The organism is Aurantibacter sp. UH7, assembly GCF_056839165.1.
On record NZ_CM166388.1, the window covers coordinates 502,184 to 526,190 of the forward strand.

Annotated in this window: 23 protein-coding genes; 18 read left to right on the plus strand and 5 right to left on the minus strand. The window is 33.6% G+C overall.

The features are described from left to right. Positions 1-4: 4 nt before the first annotated feature. The 15 genes from UH7x_RS02110 (at position 5) to UH7x_RS02180 (ending at position 14,348) form a co-directional block, all read left to right on the plus strand. A complete protein-coding gene (locus UH7x_RS02110; RefSeq protein ID WP_482362074.1) occupies positions 5-973 on the plus strand; it encodes a stage II sporulation protein M in 969 nt (322 codons plus the stop codon). After that, positions 954-1,910 (plus strand): hypothetical protein, encoded by a 957-nt coding sequence (locus UH7x_RS02115; RefSeq protein ID WP_482362075.1) that lies wholly within the window; start codon positions 954-956, stop codon positions 1,908-1,910. The genes UH7x_RS02110 and UH7x_RS02115 overlap by 20 nt, the downstream gene beginning before the upstream one ends. Further along, positions 1,907-2,641 (plus strand): hypothetical protein, encoded by a 735-nt coding sequence (locus tag UH7x_RS02120; RefSeq protein ID WP_482362076.1) that lies wholly within the window; start codon positions 1,907-1,909, stop codon positions 2,639-2,641. The genes UH7x_RS02115 and UH7x_RS02120 overlap by 4 nt, the downstream gene beginning before the upstream one ends. Continuing rightward, on the plus strand, positions 2,642-3,853 hold the full coding sequence (locus UH7x_RS02125; protein ID WP_482362077.1) for a DUF4350 domain-containing protein: 1,212 nt from the start codon (positions 2,642-2,644) through the stop codon (positions 3,851-3,853). Positions 3,854-3,855: 2 nt separating this feature from the next. Next, positions 3,856-4,905 (plus strand): AAA family ATPase, encoded by a 1,050-nt coding sequence (locus UH7x_RS02130; protein WP_482362078.1) that lies wholly within the window; start codon positions 3,856-3,858, stop codon positions 4,903-4,905. A 53-nt stretch (positions 4,906-4,958) separates the two neighbouring features. Further along, positions 4,959-6,293, plus strand: coding sequence for a DUF58 domain-containing protein (locus UH7x_RS02135; protein ID WP_482362079.1), 1,335 nt, complete (start codon positions 4,959-4,961; stop codon positions 6,291-6,293). Positions 6,294-6,539: 246 nt separating this feature from the next. Beyond that, entirely contained in the window at positions 6,540-8,240 is a 1,701-nt protein-coding gene (locus UH7x_RS02140; protein WP_482362080.1) for a sensor histidine kinase, read from the plus strand. Position 8,241: 1 nt separating this feature from the next. Further along, complete coding sequence (locus UH7x_RS02145; protein WP_482362081.1) at positions 8,242-8,673, plus strand: response regulator; 432 nt, start codon at positions 8,242-8,244, stop codon at positions 8,671-8,673. 248 nt (positions 8,674-8,921) lie between these two features. Continuing rightward, positions 8,922-9,932: a 3-keto-disaccharide hydrolase gene (locus UH7x_RS02150; RefSeq protein ID WP_482362082.1), complete on the plus strand. Its 1,011-nt coding sequence runs from the start codon at positions 8,922-8,924 to the stop codon at positions 9,930-9,932. Beyond that, a complete protein-coding gene (locus tag UH7x_RS02155) occupies positions 9,933-10,229 on the plus strand; it encodes a putative quinol monooxygenase (protein WP_482362083.1) in 297 nt (98 codons plus the stop codon). A gap of 74 nt (positions 10,230-10,303) precedes the next feature. Continuing rightward, on the plus strand, positions 10,304-10,675 hold the full coding sequence (locus UH7x_RS02160) for a VOC family protein (RefSeq protein ID WP_482362084.1): 372 nt from the start codon (positions 10,304-10,306) through the stop codon (positions 10,673-10,675). 52 nt (positions 10,676-10,727) lie between these two features. Continuing rightward, positions 10,728-11,444 carry a helix-turn-helix transcriptional regulator gene (locus tag UH7x_RS02165; RefSeq protein WP_482362085.1) on the plus strand — a complete coding sequence of 239 codons (717 nt, stop codon included), beginning with the start codon at positions 10,728-10,730 and terminating at the stop codon, positions 11,442-11,444. A gap of 81 nt (positions 11,445-11,525) precedes the next feature. After that, entirely contained in the window at positions 11,526-12,176 is a 651-nt protein-coding gene (locus UH7x_RS02170; protein ID WP_482362086.1) for a hypothetical protein, read from the plus strand. 125 nt (positions 12,177-12,301) lie between these two features. Continuing rightward, on the plus strand, positions 12,302-12,520 hold the full coding sequence (locus tag UH7x_RS02175) for a putative signal transducing protein (protein WP_482362087.1): 219 nt from the start codon (positions 12,302-12,304) through the stop codon (positions 12,518-12,520). A 97-nt stretch (positions 12,521-12,617) separates the two neighbouring features. Continuing rightward, positions 12,618-14,348 (plus strand): tetratricopeptide repeat protein, encoded by a 1,731-nt coding sequence (locus UH7x_RS02180; RefSeq protein ID WP_482362088.1) that lies wholly within the window; start codon positions 12,618-12,620, stop codon positions 14,346-14,348. Here the strand turns inward: UH7x_RS02180 and UH7x_RS02185 are convergent. Both UH7x_RS02185 and mnmA read right to left on the minus strand, forming a co-directional pair. Further along, the gene (locus tag UH7x_RS02185) at positions 14,343-15,284 is read right to left on the minus strand and encodes an NAD(P)H-dependent flavin oxidoreductase (protein ID WP_482362089.1); all 942 of its coding nucleotides are present in this window, start codon (positions 15,282-15,284) and stop codon (positions 14,343-14,345) included. The two genes, UH7x_RS02180 and UH7x_RS02185, sit on opposite strands and share 6 nt — an antisense overlap. 61 nt (positions 15,285-15,345) lie before the next feature. Then, positions 15,346-16,539 (minus strand): tRNA 2-thiouridine(34) synthase MnmA, encoded by a 1,194-nt coding sequence (mnmA, locus tag UH7x_RS02190; protein WP_482363567.1) that lies wholly within the window; start codon positions 16,537-16,539, stop codon positions 15,346-15,348. A 395-nt stretch (positions 16,540-16,934) separates the two neighbouring features. Between mnmA and UH7x_RS02195 the strand changes: the two genes are divergently transcribed. After that, positions 16,935-18,464, plus strand: coding sequence for a fasciclin domain-containing protein (locus UH7x_RS02195; protein ID WP_482362090.1), 1,530 nt, complete (start codon positions 16,935-16,937; stop codon positions 18,462-18,464). Between the two features lie 288 nt (positions 18,465-18,752). On the opposite strand, the gene yidC is transcribed toward UH7x_RS02195, so the two are convergent. The 3 genes from yidC to UH7x_RS02210 form a co-directional block, all read right to left on the minus strand. Further along, positions 18,753-20,618, minus strand: coding sequence for a membrane protein insertase YidC (gene yidC, locus UH7x_RS02200; protein ID WP_482362091.1), 1,866 nt, complete (start codon positions 20,616-20,618; stop codon positions 18,753-18,755). 77 nt (positions 20,619-20,695) lie between these two features. Further along, positions 20,696-22,333, minus strand: coding sequence for a CTP synthase (locus UH7x_RS02205; protein WP_482362092.1), 1,638 nt, complete (start codon positions 22,331-22,333; stop codon positions 20,696-20,698). Between the two features lie 54 nt (positions 22,334-22,387). Continuing rightward, entirely contained in the window at positions 22,388-22,624 is a 237-nt protein-coding gene (locus UH7x_RS02210; protein ID WP_482362093.1) for a DUF3820 family protein, read from the minus strand. A gap of 78 nt (positions 22,625-22,702) precedes the next feature. Between UH7x_RS02210 and UH7x_RS02215 the strand changes: the two genes are divergently transcribed. Both UH7x_RS02215 and UH7x_RS02220 read left to right on the plus strand, forming a co-directional pair. Further along, positions 22,703-23,572 carry a hydroxypyruvate isomerase family protein gene (locus tag UH7x_RS02215; RefSeq protein WP_482362094.1) on the plus strand — a complete coding sequence of 290 codons (870 nt, stop codon included), beginning with the start codon at positions 22,703-22,705 and terminating at the stop codon, positions 23,570-23,572. Between the two features lie 167 nt (positions 23,573-23,739). Further along, the gene (locus tag UH7x_RS02220) at positions 23,740-23,979 is read left to right on the plus strand and encodes a hypothetical protein (protein ID WP_482362095.1); all 240 of its coding nucleotides are present in this window, start codon (positions 23,740-23,742) and stop codon (positions 23,977-23,979) included. The last annotated feature ends 28 nt before the right edge of the window (positions 23,980-24,007 follow it).

The following is a 24,007-nucleotide window of genomic DNA, read 5'->3' on the forward strand; positions in this document are numbered from 1 at the left end:
AATAATGCGTGAAGCTGCTTTTGTAAAGCAAAATAAGGAAAAATGGATAGCATTTGAAAAAGCTATCACTCTTAGCTCTCATTTAGATCCAGATGAACTTGCCGATGGTTATATTCATCTTACTAATGATCTGGCTTACGCACAAACCTATTACGCAGAAAGTAAGACTTTATTGTATCTAAACTCACTGGCTTCGCAAGCGCATCAAAAAATTTATAAGAATAAAAAAGAAAGCAAAAACAGACTTATTTCTTTTTGGAAGACCGAATTTCCACTTTTTTTTAAACAATACCACCAAACTTTAGGCATTACATTTTTAATTTTCGCCATTGCCACAGCTATAGGTAGCCTGTCTGCTTTAAAAGATGATACTTTTGTTCGACTTATTTTAGGCGATGGTTATGTAAACCAAACATTAAACAATATTGCTGATGGCGACCCAACAGCCATTTATAAGGGTGGTAGCGAAATTGGAACATTCTTAGGCATAACTATAAATAACATAAGAGTAGCTTTCTTAGCTTTTGCCTTTGGTGTAATTACCAGTATTGGCACAGTTTATATACTATTTAGTAACGGCGTTATGCTGGGAGCTTTTATAACATTTTTCTATACTAAAGGCGTGTTTTTTGAGGCCAACAAACAGATTTGGCTTCATGGTACTATAGAAATTTCAGTTATTATAATAGCCGGTTGTGCTGGCTTAATTATGGGTAATAGCATTCTTTTTCCAAAAACATTTTCTAGGCGTGTTTCTTTTATGAAAGGTGCCAAAGACGGACTTAAAGTGGTCGTGAGCACCATACCTTTTTTTATAATCGCTGGTTTTATCGAAGGCTTTATAACGCGATATTCAAATATGCCCATCTGGCTCGCCTTATTAATCATAGGAGGATCATTAGCACTAATACTTTATTATTATATCATTTATCCAATTCTATTGAACAAACAATATGCAAAACAATACCAATAGCGAATACATTGAGCTTAAGGTGCGTAGAGATCTAGGAGCCATAATTTCTGATTACTTTACTTTTCTAAAGCAAAATCTAAAGAAATTCACTAATGTTTTTCTAAACTACAATGGCCTGTTTTTAATAGGTTTATTGGTTGTAAGTTATTTTTTAGTCTCTGGCTTTATTGGTCTAATCACCTATAGTAACAACTCCCAATTTTTAGATTCTGGTGAACAAAATATGGAAGAAGCTTATATCACATCTTTTATCATCGGTGGGGTATTATTCTTTTTTATTTTCATGGCAGTAGCTATAATGAACTATAGTCTTGCAGGTTCATATATGCTTAAGTACGAGGAAAACAAGGGCAATGCTTTCGACAAAGTAGAAGTCTGGAATTTCTTTAAAAAGCGCTTCGGAAAAATATTCTTATTTGCTGTAATAATGGTGATGCTATTCATTGTAATATATATCGTAGGAATAGTACTTATGTTTATTCCATTACTAGGTATTTTAGCTTATTATGTAATTATGTTTGGTACGTTGGCCTGGTTCGGTGTATCATTTTTTTCGCTATTAAATGACGACAAAGATGTAATGGATTCTTTTCGTGAAGGTTGGCATTTAGTACGTAACAATTTTTGGAAATCGGTAGGTGTAAATTTTATATTAGGATTGTTAAACGGCATATTATCCATGGTTGTAATGATTATACCAGGCGTAATTGTCGGGCTTTATACTTTTCATGTAGTTTCTAATGAAGTCGATGTTTCTGAATCTATAGTGTCAACTATTGTTTATACCATAGGACTTGCCTTTTATTTAATAGTCATGGTTTACGGGCAATGTTTATCGCAGTTTGTAAATGGTTTTCTTTTCTATTCATTACACGAAGAAACATACAATACCAACACAAGATCAAAAATTGAACAAATAGGAAACTTGGGCGAGTGATTAAAAACAGTTTCATCTTATACTTTTTATTTGCTTTTTTCTGTGGCTTCTCTCAACAGGAAAAGGATAGTATAATTATACCTATAGATGAGAACCAGGTTTTAAATACACGTAATTTTGATGGTAACTTAAATGACAAATACAACGGTGATGATTTTAATTACACATCACAAGAAGGTGAGGCACAAAACCTTATTATGCGATTTCTGCAATGGTTCTTTAATTGGATAGACGAATCTTTTGGAGTTAATATTCCGCCATACACCTTAGAGATAATAGAATATCTTATTTATATTTTAATGGGTGGACTAATTATTTATCTCTTTGTTCGTTTTTTTGCAGGTGAAAATTTCTCGTCGCTATTCACGAAAAAAGCCACATCAATTATAGATATCAATCTTTCTGAAGAACATATAGAAAATGTTGATTTAGAGGTATTAATAAAATCTGCCCTAGACAATAAGGACTATCGATTGGCCGTGCGATATCAGTATTTAATACTACTAAAATCGCTATCTGAGAAAGGAATAATCGACTGGAATTACGAAAAAACCAATTCCGATTATCAAAATGAAATAGAGAAACGTGAAGCCAGTACTATACAAGCTGGCTTTAAAGATGTTTCCTATTTATATGATTATATCTGGTATGGCGAGCAAGACATAAATGAAACTAAATACAAATTAGTAGAAACACGATTTACAACATTAAAAAATTCGATTATCAATTAAATGGATAAACGATCAAAAATAATACTCGGGCTTTTTGCCGCTGTACTCCTCGCTATTATTGTGACGGAGATTGTGCGCCCTAAACCTTTAAACTGGAAACCATCGTATACGGCTACTGATAAAATTCCATTTGGTTGTTATGTTCTTTTTAGTGAATTACCAACACTTTTCCCGGAGACTAAAATTGAAAGTGTAAATGAAAGCCTGTTTAATTTATTGACTTCAAGTGATACTACACTTTCATCAAATTATATACTTATTAACAATGGTATAGAATTCGATGAGCAAGAAAGTAATGCGCTTTTAGATTATGTAGCTCGAGGCAATTCTGTATTTATAGCATCGAGCAGATTTGGAAGAAACCTTTCGGACACCTTAAATTTAAGTACATCTTACGCGTATACTATTAGTGAAGATTCAATTTATACCACTTTAAGTAACAACGCTTTCAAAACAAAAGAATTTACGTATAAAAAGGCTATGCGTAATCAACATTTCACGTCAATTGATTCGTTGAATTCTACAATTCTCGGAAATATAGTATACCCAGAAGGCGAAGATTTTTTGGAAAGCGGAAAAGAAATAGTAACAAAACCCAATTTTATAAAAGTTGCGTTTGGCAACGGAAACTTCTATTTAAATACTTCACCAGAAGCGTTCAGCAATTACTATATGTTGAACAACAATCAACAGTATGTGGCCAATACTTTTTCGTACTTGGATAATCAATCTCCTTTATTCTGGGATAATTATAAAAAGTCCGGTCGCGTTTTTATCGATTCGCCCATGCGCTTTGTATTGAATCAGGTTGCCTTAAAATGGGCATATTACATAGCTATTGTTACTTTAATAATATTTGTGATTTTTAAAGCTAAACGAGAACAACGAATTATTCCTGTAATTGATCCGCTAGAAAACTCATCTATAGAATTTGCAAGAACAGTAGGCACCTTATATCATCAACATAGAGACTTTAGTGATCTAATATCCAAAAAGCTGAAATATTTTCTAGAATACCTTCGCAGTAATTTTTATATAAATACCAGTACCATTACCCATAAAACAGCTGTAGATTTAGCTGCCAAGTCCGGTAAATCTCTTACAGAAACAAAAGAACTTATAGACTTTATTGTTCATTTAAAAGGACAAAAAACACATACCGAAAAAAACTTAATCGATTTAAATAAAAAAATATCATCCTTTAAAAAATAAATATGCAAGAGCAACAAGAAGGACAAGAGCAACAACCAGAAAAAGAATCTAAAGTGCCACAACAGGGTCAAGAAAACAGTAGCCTAGAATTTAGTAATCGTATCGATTTATCTAAATTAAGGCAAGCTGTAGATCAGGTAAAAACTGAATTAAGCAAAGTAATTATTGGGCAAAAAGAAATGATTGAATTACTAATTATTTCAATTTTAGCAGACGGGCATTCTTTGATTGAAGGCGTACCAGGTGTTGCTAAGACAGTCACTGCTAAATTATTGGCAAAGACTATGAATGTTGACTTCAGTAGAATTCAATTTACACCAGATTTAATGCCTAGTGATATATTAGGCACTTCAATTTTTAATGTAAAATCATCAGAATTTGAATTTAAAAAAGGTCCTATTTTCTCTAATATTATTTTAATAGATGAGATAAATCGTGCACCAGCAAAAACACAAGCCGCACTTTTTGAAGCGATGGCAGAACGTCAAATAACTATTGATGGAAAAGAATTTGAGATGCAACCTCCTTTTTTAGTTTTTGCTACCCAAAATCCTGTTGAACAAGAAGGTACCTATCGACTACCTGAAGCGCAACTGGATCGTTTCTTATTTAAAATAAATGTTGGGTATCCAGATTTAGAAGACGAAGTAAAAATCTTAGAGAGCAAACATCAACAAAAAAATAAGAATATAGAAACATTGGTGTCTTCAGTGCTTTCTGCAGCGCAAATTGCAGAATATCAAAATACTATCAAAGAGGTTATTATAGAGAATAACCTCATACAATATATCGCGGAAATAGTAAATAATACCCGTACAAATGCCAATCTATACTTAGGCGCATCACCAAGAGCATCAATTGCAATAATGAATTCCTCTAAAGCATTAGCAGCAATGAGCGGTCGTGATTTTGTAACTCCAGATGATATTAAAAAAGTTGCTGGCCCAGTTATGGGGCATCGTATTATTTTAACTCCAGAACGCGAAATGGAAGGTTTTACAGCCGAGAAAGTAGTGCAACAAATAGTTGAGAGCATTGAGGTTCCTAGATAATTAATAGTTGATGGTATTCAAAAAAGTTAGCATAAAATGATTTAATAGTAAGCATGAAAAAACTCTTTAAAAATATATACTTAGAAAAAAGATTCTTTGCCTTAGTAACGGCATTGATTATCGGTTTTCTGTTATCATATATTTTAGAAGATTTATTGGGTGTATTTAAAATATTATTCTACTTATTTCTTTTGGCAATGATTATTGATGCTATTTTACTTTTTGGTTCTAAAGGCTCAATCTCAGGCGAACGCATTGTACCCGATAAATTATCTAATGGAGATAAAAACCCTATAAAACTGAGCTTAACAAATACATATTTATTTAATGTTAGGGCAAAGATTATTGATGAAATACCATTTCAATTTCAAAAGCGCGATTTTGGCCTTACCACTCTACTTAATAAAGCAGAAAAAAAGAACTTTAATTATGAGCTTAGACCTACAGAAAGAGGCGTCTACTCTTTTGGCAGCTTAAATGTCTATGCTACATCGCCGTTAAGACTAATTGCCCGCCGATTTAATTTTAACGAAGCTCAAGAGGTACCTGTTTATCCATCGTTTTTACAATTGCGTAAATATGATTTAATGGCCTTTACCAATCACTTATTTGAATATGGTCTAAAAAAAATAAGACGAATTGGCAACACTATGGAGTTTGAGCAAATTAAGGATTATGTGATGGGCGATGACATTAGAAATATTAATTGGAAGGCCACAGCCAAAAAAAACCAATTGATGGTAAATCAATTTCAAGATGAAAAATCACAGCCAGTTTATTCTGTTATAGACAAAGGCAGAGTAATGAAAATGCCTTTTGATGGTCTAAGTTTACTAGATTATGCAATAAATGCCACTTTGGTAATTTCTAATATTGCCTTAAAAAAGCAAGACAAAGCAGGTATGTTTTCTTTTAGCAAAGTAATTGAAAACAGAGTGGTTGCAGAACGACGCAGCTCCCAAATGAATCTAATTTTAGAAACATTATATAATTTTAAGACAGATTTTGTTGAAAGCGATTTTAGTCGTTTGTACATTGATGTAAAACGTAATTTGAATCATCGAAGTCTATTATTACTTTATACAAATTTCGAAACACTAGATGCTTTACATAGGCAACTCCCCAATTTACAAGCAATTTCAAAGCATCATTTGTTGGTAGTCATCTTTTTTGAAAACACTGAATTAACAGAATTTACTAAGAAAAAAGCCATTACTACACATCAAATATTCGAACAGACTATTGCTGAAAAATTTGTGTACGAGAAAAAATTAATTGTAAATGAACTTCGTAAATATGGTATTCAAACAATACTTACAAAACCCGAAAACCTTACAATCAATACCATTAACAAATATCTCGAAATTAAAGCGCGTGGCTTACTTTAATTAACGGGAAAATTGAATAATTTCTCTATTTCAGTATCAAAACTGATTAACTGATTAACTGATTATTTAAATAAGAAACTTACATTAGTTGTAATTCACAAAATAAACGATTTTTACAAGGCGTAAGATTTTTCTCAAATTTTGAAAATATTTTGATACTATTTTCCTACAAGTTGCGTTATTTTCATAGTTCCCTTGTTTTCGTTCCCCTACCTATTAAATATTATAAATTTATTTTTTAGCGAAATGAGTCTAAAACAGTCATTTTTTCAAAGATCACTGGTGGGAGGAATTAGTATACTAATCATGTTACTAGGGGTTTTAGTGCTAATTGGTTGGTACACTAAAACTATTGCGTTAATACAAGTTATTCCTGTATTTGCACCTATGCAGTACAACACGGCTTTATGCTTTTTACTAAGCGGTATTTCTATGTTACTAATTCTAAAGAAAAGGAAGAATATATCAAAAGTATCAATTGTCTTGTTTGCTATGATAGGTCTTCTAACAATACTAGAATATATTATGGTTAGTAATATTGGTATTGACGAATTATTTATGAAACATTATATAACAGTCGCAAGTACGCACGCCGGCAGAATGGCACCAAACACTGCTCTTTGTTTTGTATTATCTGCAGTAGCCATGATTTTAACATTTGGTAAAGATGTTAGAAAAAAGCAAATAAGCTGCATCTTAGGAGCATTGGTTTTTGGTTTAGGACTAATAGCAATTATTGGTTATTTAATTGGCAAAGAAGTTACGTATGGTGGAGGCCAATTAACCCAAATGGCTGTTCACACATCAATAGGTTTTATGTTTCTGGGTGGTGGCATTACTGCATTAAACTTTATTAAAGAAAGCGAATTCATTAGAAAAAATGTATTAGTTAAAAATGCTGGTTTCGCAGGATATGCTTGTGCATTAGCTCTAGTTATATTTTTTATAGATTTAAGTATTCCTATTGAGGTTGCTATAGGAATACCTTATGTATTATTTGTACTATTTGGGTGGTTTATTAAAAAAGAAGGAATTACAACAATATTAGCCACATGTTCAACTGTTTTAATAATAGCTGGTTTTTTATACTCCTTTACCGAAGTAAAATCATCAATTGTTATTATTAACCGAATATTTGCAATAATGGCTGTATGGCTAGTAGCAGGTATGCTAAAGCATATTAAAAAAAATGAAGCAATTATATTAGAGAAGACAGAAACTATTCTTAATATAACCAACAAAAAATTAGATCAAAAAGTAGCAGAGCTTAAGGTGAAAAATAAAGAAATGTCTCAGATTTCCTATATCGTTTCACATGATTTGCAAGAACCGTTGCTCAGTATAATAAATTTCACTAGTCTTTTGAAAAAAGATTATGAAGGTAAAATGGATGAAAATGCTGTGGTATATATCAATTTCATATCAAATGCTGCAATTCGAATGCGAAAATTGATAAAAGATGTATTGGATCATTCTAGAATAGGAATAAAAAAAGAGATCCATGATATTGATTTAAATGAAGTTTTAAAAGATTTACAAAAAGATTTGCATTCAACAATAGCTAAAACTAATGCCATACTAAACTTTGATAACTTACCCACAATTAAGGGTTATGCCATTGATATTAAATTATTATTTCAAAATTTAATATCGAATGCAATTAAGTTCAGAAATCCGGAAGTAAAACCAGAGATTAAAATATCAGCAGAAGAAAAGCCTGGCTATTTTTCATTCTCAATAAAGGATAATGGAATAGGAATTGCAGAAGAACATCAAAAAAGAATATTCTCAATTTTTCAACGACTCCATAACCAAAAAGATTATGAAGGCACAGGAATAGGATTAGCACATTGCAAGAAAATAGTAGAATTACATCAAGGAACAATTAATGTTTCTTCAATTCCAAACCAAGGCAGTAACTTTATTTTTACAATCAAAAAAAATTAAAATGAATCCACTTTTAAAAACAGTATTATTAGTTGATGATGATGAGGCTACGAATTTTATTCATAAAATGGTCATCAAGCAAATGAATTGCACAGAGCATATCGTTGTTAAGGAAAACGGCATAGAAGCCTTAGAATATTTAACTACAGCCATAGATGGAAAATATCCACAACCCGATCTTATATTCTTAGATATAAATATGCCAGCAATGGATGGCTGGGAGTTTCTAGAAGAATACAAAAATCTGGACGAAAACCAGTTAGCCAAAACAGTAATAGTCATGCTAACGACATCATTAAATCCAGATGATAAAAATAAAGCGACTGAAATAAATGGCATTACCGGATTTATGTCAAAACCACTAACATCAGAATTATTGGAAGATCTTTTAAATAAACATTTTATTGAACAAAATAATCTTAGAGCAAGCTAATTTATAAAGCTTTTTAAACTCTAAATAGAAACAGGTCTTATATACTCGAATATAAGACCTGTTTTCATTTATATGAACTAAAATGTCAGTCTACTTTTCGAAAAAATAAAATTGTAAAAGTATTAGCTCGCTAGTATTTACAAAAAATTGAAGCCTTTTTAATAGCCGATTTTCTTAAATTAATTCCTAAATTGAAAAATTAATCATGACGGCATTTTTAAAAAAAATGTATAATTAATTTATCTAAAATGAAAAAAATAATTCTCTCGCTTACGCTTATAATTTTCACCATTCCATTAACCTTTTCAAACCCTTTAACAACTTCAACCGCTACGGCTTTTGATGGCATGTGGGGTATTGATATTGAAGGTGGTGGAGTTGCTTGGTTAAATGTACATAATGACCAAGGGTTTTTAGATGCCGAACTTTTATGGATTGGCGGTAGTATTGTCCCAGTATCTAGTGTTTATTTGGCCGACGAAAACACTTTAGTGGTTACGCGAACAGAAGAAGTAAAGAAGACTGAAGAGCGCTCGCATATAATGACATATACAATGCGAATTCATAAAGTAGGTGATGCAATTGAAGGAATTATGACCGCTCCCGATTGGATGGCTACAGGCGAACGTAAAATTCCATTTAAAGGTAAACGCATGCCGAAAATGTTTGATACACCCGATTTATCAAAAGTGAAATATGGCAAGAAAATCAAATTGTTCAATGGTAAAAACATGAAAGGATGGTATCTAATGAATCCAGAAAATAAAAAAAATGGATTTAGTGTTGCAGACGGGCTACTAACAAATAATCCTGTTCAACCCAAAGATGGTCATCATATTTCGTATGGCAATATTAGAACCGAAGAAGAGTTTTCCGATTTTAATTTAAAATTAGACGTAAACGTACCTAAGGGCGATAACAGTGGCATTTATCTCCGTGGATTATATGAGATACAAGTTGCAGATACGTATGGCAATGAATTAGATTCGCATAACATGGGTGCCTTATATAGTAGAATAACACCTAGTGAAGCCGCTGAAAAACCTGCTGGAGAATGGCAAACGGTAGATATTACTTTGGTAGACCGCCATGTTACTGTAATCTTAAATGGAATAAAAATTATAGACAACAAACCAGTTTTAGGTCCAACAGGTGGTGCAATTAGCTCAGATGTTTTAGCCCCAGGTCCAATTTATTTACAAGGTGATCATGGTAACGTTTCTTATAAAAATATTGTATTAACACCTATTATAAAATAAATGAAAAATCAACTTACAATTACAGCAAGTATTACAGCAACTGCAGGTAAACGCGAAGAAGTAAAGCAAGCACTTTTAAAATTAATACCTCCTACCCTAGCTGAAGAAGGTTGTTTAAATTATGATTTGCATGAAGATTTAGAAAATGCTAATCGTTTTTTCTTTTATGAAAATTGGGAGACCAAACAACATTGGCTTAACCATAATGATAGCGATCATATCGCAGCACATAGAGAAGCTACTAGTGGTTTAGTAGCCGAAGTTATCATCAGTCAATTAAGCCCAATAAAAATATAATTTTAGAACCCCTGACATCATCTGACATTGACTACAATACATTTGTAGTAAGTTTAATCTTTAAATCTAAAAACATGTCACATGCAATCAGCTGGTTCGAAATTCCAGTAACAAATTACAAAAGAGCAAAAGAATTCTACAACACCGTTTTGGCAATCGAAATAAAAGATTCCCCAATGCCTGAAGGTAATTACGGTATGTTTCCGTACGACGATGATAATAATGGCGTTGGTGGAGGTCTTGTTGAAATGCCAGGGTATAGTCCTTCTGCAGAAGGTGTAACTGTTTATTTAAATGGTGGTAATGATTTAAGCACACCACTTGAAAAAATAACAACTGCTGGCGGTAAAATTGTAATGCCAAAAACTGATATCGGTGAAAACGGGTTTATGGCTCAATTTATTGATACAGAAGGAAACAAGGTTGCTTTGCATTCTTGGAACTAGTATTTACAAACAAAGGTAGCAGCTGTTTATTGGTTTGCTACCTTTACTTTTTATGACGCAACTATCAAGACTCATATCGATATTAACGCTATTAAAATCACGTAGAGTTTTAACAGCCCCCGAACTCTCAAAAAAGTATTCGGTAAGCGTGCGAACGATATATCGCGATGTACAAAAATTGATAGCAGCGGGTGTGCCGATTGTTACTCTAGAAGGTCGCGGCTATACCTTAATGGATGGTTATACTGTTGCTCCTGTACAATTTACAGAGAAGCAAGCAAATGCACTAGTTACCGCAGAGCATTTGGTAAGTCAGTCTAATGATTCTTCTTTTGTAAAAGATTTTGGAGAAGCGTTAACTAAAATTAAATCGGTTTTTAAATCTTCGATTTTAGAAAAAAGTGAACGGCTCGATAACAAAATACATATTTTCAATGCCCGCCAAGAAAATATATCTAGTAATGCTCTTTCCGAAATACAATTGGCGATTACTAATTTTAATTACATCGAAATTAATTATCGCAAAGCAGATGACCCAAATATATCTTTTCGAAAAATTGAGCCATGTTTTATTTTTTCTACGGATAACAAATGGTTGTTAATTGCTTGGTGTCACTTACGAAAAGATTATCGTTCTTTTAGAATCGATCGCATTCAACATTTTAAAATTCTTCCCAATCAATTTGAGGATCGCAAGTATACCATACAAGATCATTTTAATTCTCACCGAGAAAAGGCTTATCGAGAAAGTAATCATAATTCAACTTAGCTTTAAAATTCCGAAAATCTTACATCTAGATTCCTTTTTTATTCCGATTTTAGAGTACTAATCACCATAACACCCTTTTTAATGGAATTATTAATCACTATTATCATTTACGCACATGCTTTTTTAGGAGGATTAGGTCTTATTACAGGAGTAGGAAGTATGGCTGTTAAGAAAGGCAGTAGTATCCATAAAAAGATGGGAAAGTTATTCTCTATAAGTATGATTATCAGCTGTATCTTAATTCTACCAATAACTTGGATTCCGGGACATATAAGTCTATTTCTTTTTTTAATTTCTTTGTTCACTATTTATTTAGTTTTTATCGGAAATCGTTCATTAACTTTTAAACGACGAGATAAACTCCAAGCAGATGCTATAGATAAGGGCCTTTCTATTACCATGGCGCTTTTCTCAACCTTTATGCTCATTTATGGCGTATACGGACTATTTAATACGATCCCAGACAATGCCTTGTATTTAGTTTTTGGTGGCTTGGGACTTTTCTTAACATTCCGTAATTATCAACTATATAAAACTTTCAAAGAAAAAAAGATTGCCTGGCTGTTAAGCCATCTTACATTTATGATTGCGGCATTAATAGCATCTTTCACCGCGTTTATAGTTGCAGGCCTACATTTGTGGAACATTGTTGCCTGGGTAACACCTTCTATAATAGGCACTATATATATTATTTATTGGAGGCGAAAAATGAGATCTAAAGTCAAATCTTAAGAACCCAACATCATTTTTTTTACTAATAAAAGCTTTAGTTTATTAACTCACTTTGTACCTACAAAGTACAATCATAGCAATTCATTTATAAAATTTGTATCTTACTTAAACAAAAGGAATGAATTATGAAATCTAATTATTCGAAAATTTTTTCTGGAAATCAGTTTAGTGCTCAAAAGATTGTTGAACAACTTAAAGAAATAAATATTTCACCCGTTGTTAAAGATGAGACGGAATCCTCCAGATTGAGTGGTTATCCAATAAATAATAATGATATTATTGACATCTATGTACACCAAGATGAATTAGAAAAAGCACAAAAAGTGATTAATCAAATTTCTTAATTACTTAAAATCAATATTTTTAATATCTTATTATTACGATTTACTAGTTCTCCGCATACATAGTTTCCCTGAAATTTTTTAATGTTAAAAATCGATTATGAAAAATAGAATCGGATTGGGGCTACTAGTTATTGCATTTATCTTGTTAGGTGATATTGCAATCGATAGTTTGTCGAATAATCAAACAGATACAAGACAAAAAGCGGGCTTAAACTTTATAAAATGTACAGCTGCTAAATATTTATTAAATAATGTAGATACAACGCAGCAAATATCTCCGCTATTTACCAACTTAGGAAATCTACATTTCAAAACTTCAACCAAAAATAAAAGAGCACAAGCCTTTTTTAATCAAGGGTTAAAATTGTCATATGCCTTTAATCATGCAGAAGCACATCGGTCTTTTATGGAAGCAGCGCGACTAGACCCAAAATTAGCAATGGCATATTGGGGACAGGCGTTTGCGTTAGGTCCAAACATTAACGATCCACTACCTGACGATGAACGTAAAAACAAAATTAATGAAGCACTAGTTAAGGCTAATAATTTAGCTTCAAAGACAAGTAAAAAAGAGCAAGCTTTAATTGAAGCGATTGCAACGCGATACAGCAACGATTTATCTAAAGATGCGGCAGCCTTAAATATGGATTATATGCTTGCCATGACAAAAGTGGTTAAAGCCTTTCCTGAAGATGCGAATATCCAAATTCTGTATGCAGCATCTATTATGAATACAGTACCGTGGAACTATTGGGACAAAGATGGTAATCCTTCGCCTAATATTAAAGAGGCAAAAGCTTCGCTAGAAAAAGCAATGGACTTAGAGCCCGAAAATCCTGGTGGCCACCACTACTATATTCATATGGTGGAATTACCTTATCCAGATATTGGTGTCAAAAGTGCTGATAAACTAGCGTCTTTAATGCCCGGTGCTGGTCATATAGTTCATATGCCTTCACACATTTATATTCGTGTTGGTCGTTATTTAGATGCAGTGAAAGTAAACCAATCTGCAATTTTAGCAGATGAAGATTATATCTCTCAATGTTTTGCACAAGGGCTATATCCCCTAGCCTACTATCCACATAATATTCACTTTCTTTGGTCCTCTGCAAGTTTATTGGGTGATAGCAAAATCGCTATTGACGCGGCAAAAAAGACAGCAGAAAAAGTACCAACAGGCGAATTGGTTACGCTACCTTTTTTACAAGATTTTGCCGCTACACCACTTTTGGCATATACTAGGTTTGGCAAATGGAATGATATATTAACAATTCCAGCACCAAGTTCAGATATCAAACATCTTAAGTTAATTCGACACTATGCAAGAGGAATCGCTTTCGTTAGAAAAGGAAATATTGAGCAAGCAGAAGAAGAATTGGATGCTATAAAATCTTTACAAGCAGATCCAGAATTAAAAGATATGGTAGCAACAGCTAATAATGCTTCAATTCATTCGGCAAATATTGCCTATGAAGTTGTAGCCGGGGAATTGGCAGCGCTTAAAGGTGAAACTGAAATAGCAATCAAACATCTTAAAAATGCGGTTGTCTTTGAAGATGGACTAACCTATACCGAACCCGCTGCTTGGCACATTCCAACGCGTCAGAATTTAGGTGCAATTCTTTTGAAAGCAAAAAAGTTTGAACAAGCAGAGCGTGTATTTAGAGCAGATTTAAAAATACTAAGACAAAACGGTTGGTCTTTAACTGGGCTTCAAAAAGCGTTAGAAGCTCAGGGCAAAATAGATGAAGCTATAAAAATAAAAGCTGAGTTTGACGAAGCATGGCAACATGCTGATGTTAAACTAGAAACATCGGTTTTATAGTTTTGCTACAGCCAGTTTAGCGGCATTAAACTCATCCATAAAATCTGCAACAATTTGCGCAGCAGGCTTTATATCATGTATTAAAGCGGAAACTTGTCCTATTTCTAATTCACCTTCTTCAAGGTCACCTTCGAACATTCCTTTCTTAGCTCTAGCTCGACCTAACAATTCTTTCAATTGTTCAACAGAAGCTCCATTAGCATAAGCTGCTTGTACATCATTATAAAATTTATTTTTCAGCAATCGAACAGGTGCCAATTCTTTTAAAGTAAGTTGGGTATCGCCTTCTTTAGAATTAACTACTTCTTGTTTAAAAAGCTGATGTGAAGAAGCTTCGACAGAGGCAACAAATCTACTTCCAACTTGTACTCCATCTGCCCCTAAAACCATAGCCGCTAACATTGCACGACCAGAGCCAATACCTCCGGCCGCAATTAATGGAATCTTAATTTTTTCTTTTACAGCGGGAATCAAAACTTGCGTAGTAGTTTCATCACGACCATTATGTCCACCTGCTTCAAAACCTTCAGCAACAATAGCGTCTACTCCTGCTTGTTCAGCTTTCAATGCAAATTTCACACTACTAACTACATGCACTACAGTAATTCCCTTTTCTTTTAAATATGAGGTCCAAGTTTTCGGATTTCCTGCAGAGGTAAAAACAATTTTAACACCCGTTTCAACAATGATATTCATTATCTCCTCGAGGTTAGGATATAGCATAGGCACATTTACTCCAAAAGGTTTTGATATTGCTTTTTGACACTTTTGAATATGTTCCCGTAAAATTTCTGGATACATTGATCCTGCTCCGATAATTCCTAATCCGCCAGCATTTGAAACAGCGGAAGCCAATCGCCAACCACTGGTCCAAACCATTCCACCTTGAATAATTGGGTATGCTATATTAAAAAGTGATGTGATTCTATTTTGCATAAAAGACTTTATCAAAATACATTATTAAAAACCAAAATAGTCTCGTTTGAATAATACCTATTTAAGCTATCACTCCTGACCCCAACAATTCATCTTCTTTATACCAAGCTACAAATTGACCTTCGGTAATTGCAGACTGTTTATTCTCAAAATCTACGTATAGTCCACTTTCAATTTTATAGATAGTAGCTTTTTCTAAGGCTTGTCTATAACGAATTCTGGCCATCACTTCCATTTTTTCATCAACTTTTAAAGCCAAATCGGGTCTTACCCAATGTATTTCTTCTTCATTTACAAACAATGTTTTTCGATACAATCCAGGGTGCATTTTACCCTGACCTGTATAAATAACATTTTCTTCAACATCGGTATCTATAACAAAAAGTGGTTCTTTGGTACCTCCCACCGCCAAACCTTTCCGTTGTCCTTTTGTAAAATAATGTGCACCTTGGTGCTCCCCTACTATGCTACCATCTTCAACATGATATATTGGCTTTTCTGAATAGAAAGCCAATTCTTCTTGTTTACTTTCAAAGTTAGGAATCGATTTATGGTACTGCGAAACATCCGAAGAAACTTCTACAATAACTCCTTTTTTAGGTTTCAATTTCTGTTGTAAAAAATCTGGTAAGCGTACTTTTCCAATAAAACACAAACCCTGAGAGTCCTTTTTATCTGCTGTAATCAATTCATTAGCTGCAGCAATTTTACGCACCTCTGGTTTTAGCAATTCACCAATAGGAAATAATGTCTTCGCTAATTGCTCTTGTGAGAGTTGACATAAAAAGTACGACTGATCTTTATTACCGTCTTTTCCAGCTAATAGTTGATAAATCTCCGCACCATCTTCAGTTTTCAAAATCCCTTTTCTACAATAATGACCTGTTGCTACATAATCAGCACCCAATTGAAGCGCTATCTTCATAAAAACATCAAACTTTATTTCACGATTGCATAACACATCTGGATTTGGAGTACGCCCCATCTCGTACTCTCTAAACATATAATCAACAATACGCTCCTTGTATTCTTTACTTAAATCTACAGTTTGAAAAGGTATGCCAAGTTTTTCTGCAACAATTAAAGCGTCATTACTATCTTCTAACCACGGACATTCCTCAGAAATCGTAACCGAGTCATCATGCCAATTCTTCATAAAAAGACCTATCACATCATAACCTTGTTCCTTTAAAAGAAAGGCTGCAACGCTAGAATCAACACCACCAGAAAGACCGACAACAACTTTTTTTCTCATCATAATTAAATAGCATACAAAAATACAAAATTCGGCAACAAACTATAAACGAACTTCAGATACTCCTTAGTCATATAAAGCCACCAGAACTTACGGGAACCATAATTTTATGCCCGTCCAATAGATTTTAAAACAGATTTAAGGTTAAAACGTTAGGCTAAATCTGATCATAGCACCGAGTTGTTTTATTTTGTCTAAGTTTTAATAAAAATAGTTGGACAAATAAATTATTTTTATATATTCGCATAAACATTCACTAAAAGGTTATTCCTTTTTTAAAATTTTGCTACTACACTATTAAACACAAAAAATTGCTAAAAAGTTGACGTTGTAATAGAAGCAAATAATAAGAAAAGAGCCCTTTTTTTGATATTATTAATTTAAAAACTATTGCTATGAAAAAGATTGTTTTTTTTAAAAGTGCTTACCTATTTACCTGTTTATTACTATTAATGTCGTCTTGTTCAAATAACGACGATGATGTCATTATCACCGAAGATGCCAAGAATATTGTAGAGACCGCTCAAGCAACGGACATCTTATCAAATTTAGTTGCCGCATTACTTAAGGCAGATGAAAATGATAACTCGAATCTCGTTGGCACATTAAGTGGTGATGGACCATTTACTGTTTTTGCTCCCACCAATGAAGCTTTCACCAATTTATTAGCCGGATTAGATGGTTACGATTCTTTAGAAGATTTTGATACACCTGAAAAAAGAGAACTACTAGGTTCTATTTTAACTTACCATGTGGTAGCTGCGCAAGCAATGTCATCCGATTTAAGTAACGGTCAATCTATTGCTACGGTTCAAGGAGAAAACGTAATTATAAATATTGACGGAGGTGTATTTATAGAAGATGCTACAAATGTTAATGCAGAAGTCATCAGTGCTGATATCGAAACAAGCAATGGCGTTGTGCATGTGATTAATAAAGTCTTAATACCGCAAGCAGTTTTAGATGCCTTAGAAACCGAAGCTGAACTTAGCAATATTGTTGAAATCGCTGTGGCAACTGACGACTTAAGCATATTAGTAGGAGCTCTACAACAAGCAGATGCTGGTTTAGTAGACGTGTTGAGTGGCACTGGCCCTTTCACTGTATTTGCACCAACGAATGAGGCTTTTGTTGCGTTATTAGAATCTTTAGGTGATGATTATAATGGATTAGCTGATTTTGATACCGATGAAGAAAAAGCGCTTTTAGTTAAAATATTAACTTATCATGTTGTCGGAAATATTGCAGCCTTATCTACAGACCTTTCAGCAGGCCAAATGATAGAAACTGTACAGGGTGAAGAAGTAACAATAAATCTGGATGGTGGTGTTTTTATTAAAGATGCTACGGACATGAAAGCAACTGTGGTTACTGCAGATGTAATGGCAAGTAATGGCGTTGTTCATATAATTGACAAGGTATTATTACCACAAGAAGTGTTAGATGCCTTAAAGCCTAATATTGTAGAACTTGCACAATCGGTAGATGATTTAAGTTTATTAGTAGATGCTTTAATTCAGGCAGATGCTGGCCTTGTAGAGGTACTAAGTGGTGCTGGTCCTTTTACCGTTTTCGCACCAACTAATGAAGCTTTCGATAATTTACTTGAAGTTTTAGGAGATGAATACAATAGTCTAGCCGATTTTGATACTGAAGCTGAAAAAGATATCCTAGCCAAAATATTAACCTATCATGTGGTTTCAGGTGCAAAAGTACTTTCTACTGATTTAACTGATGGACAAGAAATTGAAACTGTTCAAGGTGCGAATGTTACTATCTCCATACATGATGATGTTTTTGTAAACGATGCCACAGATTCAATGGCAACCGTAACAATGGCTGATGTTACAGCAAGTAATGGAGTTGTACATGTAATAAACAAGGTTTTATTACCCCAAGAAGTACTGGACCTGTTAGGACATTAATTAATTTATAAAAGTGTTTGTATAGCTCCCTTGTGCGTACTCCTCCGAAGTACTTGGGAGCTATTTTTTTTTGGGATTCAAAATATTTTTGAATTTGGAGTTGTCTACATCAAAACATCATTTTAACATAGGTTAGCATACAAAAATGATTGCTTGACAACTATTAATTTATTTAGGGCTTAATTAGTTTCATATTGCAGTCCCAAATCTTACCAAACATAACCGATTGATGCTAAAAAGCCCCGATATTTTTATCGAGGCTTTTTTATTTATAAGTAATAGATGCTACTATTTCTTTCCTGTTTTTTTCTGTTCTTCGGCTTGTTCCATCATTTCGCGCATCTTCTTCTGAAACTTATTTTCCTTTTTAGGTTTCTTCTTATTTTCTTGAATTTGCGCATGTATTTTATCATTATCGATAATTACATTCTTGATAACCAACATTATACCTATAGTAATTAGGTTAGAAATGAAATAATACAAACTTAATCCACTTGCATAATTGTTAAAGAAAATCAACATCATAAATGGCATTAAGTACATAATGAACTTCATATTCGGCATACCCGGTTGTTGTGGCATATTCTGTCCGGTTGTCATCATCATATAAAAGAAAATAGCAATGGAAGCCAATATCGGGAACAAACTCATATGGTTTCCGTAAAATGTAGAAATCACTGGTATGTGAGTCGTCCATTCAAAAATCGCATCATATGATGAAAGGTCATCTGCCCATAAGAATGATTTTTGTCTTAAGGCAAAAGATGTAGGGAAGAACATGAACAATGCATAGAAAATAGGCATTTGCAACAATGCCGGTACACATCCACTCATAGGACTTACGCCAGCCTTACCATACAACTTCATGGTTTCTTGCTGCTTCTTCATCGCATTATCCTTATACTTCTCGCCTAATTCAGTTATTTCAGGTTTTAAGACTTTCATCTTTGCCTGAGATAAATACGACTTATAAGTAACCGGCGACATTGCCAGACGCACAATAATGGTCATTAATATAATGGCAATTCCCGCTGGCAAGTAGTTGCTTAAAAAGGTGTAGAATGGTGTAAAAACATAACGGTTTATCCATCCGAAAATACCCCATCCCCAATAAATAGTATCCTCTAGTTCATATTGATCATACTTTTTTAAGACAGCGATATCAGTTGGACCATAATACCAATTTAAATTTTCAGAAAGCTCGCCTCCCTCTAAAGTCAAAGGTACCGACACATCAAAGTCTTTTGTGAATTTAACTTCTTTACTCTCTTCTTCAACGAGATTTGTAGAGCGAATTTCTGCAGTTTTAAAATTTTTCTTTGTTGCTAAAATAGAAGTGAAAAAGTGTTGTTTTAAAGAAAGCCATTGTACATCCTCTTCAATATCATCATCATCCCCGTTGGCAGATAGGTAATCTATTTTACCATCTTCATAGTTATACATCATTTCTGTATAACGATTTTCATACTTTACACTTTTACTATGCCGTATACCCTTTAAGAACCACTCAAGCGCAATTGGTTTATCACCCTTAATAACACCATTTAACCCTTGTGAACGTATTGTAAAATCAACCATATAGTCATCTGGTTTCATTTCATAACGATATTCCAAAAACTCATTGGAAGCTATTTTAGCCTTCATTGACAATACTTGATTATCGCCGTTATTAGTTAAACTAGGCTCAAAGTAAAGGTCATTAGTATTTAACGTTCTATTATCCGAAGTAGTAAAAGTAAGTCCGAAAGAAGCATTTCCATCTTTAATTAAATAAACCGGAATAGAGTCATAGGTGTTAAATTGCACCATTTTAGCTTCTACAATCTGCCCACCTTTATTACTAACTTTTAATTGCAGAACATCGTTAGCTAAGGTTGTTTTGGCATCAGATGGTTTTGTAAAACCAAAGGCACCCAATGCACCTTGGTAATTGGCAACGGCCGTAGAATCTTGTAAGTTAACCGCTGGTGTAACAGTACTAGGCGATTGTACATTTTGCTCCGCACTTTTTTGGGTTTCAACCTGTTCTTGTTTCGCCTTTTCGGCCTCTAATTCTTCTGGGGTTGGCCTATTTTGGTAAAACATAAAAATGAGTATACCAAAAATGAGCACAAAACCAATGATTGAATTTATGTCAACTTTCTTTTCTTCCATCTAAAATTTTGATTCACCAAACTGGTTGGCTTGGTTGATTTTTTTTTAATGAGCAAATATATGCCCAAATGCTCACTTTATGCCAAAGTGGCATTGGTTTGTTTTAATTTCTGATTTAATGCAGCCTTTACAAACCCAACAAATAGCGGATGTGGATTAGCAACGGTACTTTTGTATTCAGGGTGATATTGCACGCCAACAAACCAAGGATGATCTTTTAACTCGACTATTTCAACCAATCCTGTTTTTTTATTTATACCACTTGCCTTTAATCCAGCAGCTTCTATTTGCTCTAAATAATCACTATTAAACTCGTAACGGTGACGGTGTCTTTCTGAAATATTAGTTTCATTTTCATATACTTCGGCCACTAAACTACCAGGGGTAATTTCACAGTCCCAAGCTCCTAATCGCATAGTACCACCTTTATCCACAATATTTTTTTGCTCTTCCATCAAGTTTATTACCGGATTAGAAGTGCTTTCAAGCATTTCTGTAGAATTAGCATCAACAAGACCAAGCACATTTCGTGAGAATTCAATAACCGCCATTTGCATGCCCAAACAAATTCCTAAAAATGGAATATTGTTTTCTCTTGCATACTTTACAGCTTCTATTTTTCCTTCAATTCCTCGTTCACCAAAGCCAGGAGCAACTAATATTCCATTTAATCCCCTTAACTTATCCTTTAAATTATTTTCGGTTAAATATTCTGAATGTACTGACCTGACATTAACCTTTACTTCATTTACAGCACCTGCATGTATAAAAGACTCCAAAATTGACTTGTAAGAATCTTGTAATTCAACATATTTACCAACAAGACCAATGGTCACCTCATGTTTTGGATTCTTATGACGGTGTACAAACTGATTCCAGTTAGTTAAATCGGGTTTTTTAGAGTCCGGTAAATCTAATTTTTTAAGAGTTACTTTATCTAATCCTTCGGCCAACATTAAATTTGGAACATCATAAATTGTTGAAGCATCAATAGATTGTATTACCGCTTCGCGTTTTACATTACAAAAAAGTGCAAGTTTATCTTTAATCTCCTCTGAAATATGATGTTCGGTACGACAAACAAGAATATCAGCCTTAATACCACTTTCCATTAAAGTTTTAACGGAGTGTTGCGTTGGTTTAGTTTTTAACTCACCAGCAGCCGATAAAAAAGGCACTAATGTTAGATGAATAACAATACCATTATTATCACCTAAATCCCAAAGTAATTGACGTACTGCCTCTATATATGGTAATGATTCTATATCACCAACCGTACCTCCAATTTCGGTAATAACAATATCATACTCCCCACTATCACCTAAAAGTTGAACGCGTTGTTTAATTTCATTGGTAATATGTGGCACAACTTGTACTGTCTTACCTAAAAACTCACCTCTACGTTCCTTTTCGATAACACTTTGGTAAATTCTACCTGTAGTAACATTATTTGCCTGTGAGGTTCTCACATTCAAAAAACGTTCGTAATGACCCAAATCTAAATCCGTCTCAGCCCCATCATCAGTCACATAACATTCGCCATGCTCATAAGGATTTAAAGTACCTGGATCAACGTTGATATATGGATCTAGTTTTTGAATTGTGGTCTTATAACCCCTTGCTTGTAGTAATTTAGCAAGTGAAGCGGCAATTATGCCTTTACCTAATGAAGAGGTTACTCCCCCCGTAACGAAAATGTATTTTGTTGCTGGCATTCTAGCGTATTGATTACGGGGCTCAAAGATACAACATGAGCCGTAACTACCCAGTTATTCTTTAGGAAAATCTTTTTGAATCTTCCGAATTATCGGTTCTAGACCATTGACCTTAATTTCATACATACTTTCTAATAAGGTACCCAGTTTACCATTCGGAAATCCTTTTTGTTTAAACCACACATAATAAGGTTCAGGTAAATCGACCAACAATCGTCCTTTATATTTACCAAAAGGCATACGGTAATGTGCCAATTCTATTAGCTTTCTATTATCAAAATTTACTTCCATTCGAAACGCTTATATAAATTTAAACTGGCTTTTAAATCTAAATAATTTATCTTTAAAAACCTTAAACATTACAATATTATGAAACGAAGAACTTTTATAGGAACCTCTGCTGCCGCCTCTGTAGGGGTAATGGCATGCAAAACAGCAAACGCTATGCCATCTAAAAAAATGACAACATCAGAATTAAAAGGCAATATAAACCACAGTGTCTGCCGCTGGTGTTATAGCAAAATTCCTATGGAAGAGTTTCTTAAAAATCTAAATGATTTAGGAATTAAAGCAATGGATTTAACTGGACCAGAAGATTGGCCGTTAATGAAAAAATATAATATTCACGCTTCTATGTGTTGGGGGGCCGGTAAAGGTATTTTAGAAGGATGGAACGACCCAAAACTACACGAAGAATTGATTGCCGATTATTTACGAGTAATTCCATTAGTAGCAGAAGCTGGTTATACAAATCTAATTTGCTTTAGCGGAAATAGAAATGGCATGGATGACCAAATAGGTTTAAATAATTGTGCCGAAGGTTTAAAAAAAATAATGCCAGTTGCTGAAAAACATGGTGTTGTTATTCAAATGGAGCTCTTAAATTCGAAAGTAGACCATGCTGATTATATGTGTGACCATTCTGAATGGGGCGTAGAATTATGTAAAGCTATTGGTTCGGACAATTTTAAGCTGCTTTACGATATTTATCACATGCAAATAATGGAAGGTGATATTATTAGAAACATACAAGATTTTCATCAATACTTTGGACATTACCACACCGGTGGAAATCCAGGTAGAAATGAAATTAATGATACGCAAGAACTTTTTTACCCTGCAATTATGAAAGCAATACTTGAAACGGGTTATAAAGGTTATGTAGCTCAAGAGTTCATACCTACTTGGGATGATAAAATTGCGGCGCTTAAGGAAGGCGTCACAATTTGTGATGTATAACAAATTCAATTTATTAACGTTTTAACAGAGCCTCTACTATTTGTAGCGGCTTTTTTTTAAAAGTATTATTGAATAATTTCAATAAAAATCTTCCCCCAAAGACATACCAATTAATCTATTTTCAAACTATGAAAAAATCATTATCTATTTTTTTAATAGCACTTACTATGAGCGTTATTAATGGCTGTGTTAAGGAAGTTAAAGACGCACTAGACGAAACTACTTTATCGCTACAATGTGTAAAACTTGTTCAAGAATTTGACGAAAGAAATGAGGCCAATCCAAACCGCAGTTGTGATGAAATAATAGCGGATATTAACGATATTGAAAAAACTTGCAACTCCTTTTTGGCTGATACAACGAAGGAACAATTTGCAGTTTTACGTGAAAATTGCAATAATAATTAAGTAAAAGAACATTCAAACGCTATTTTAA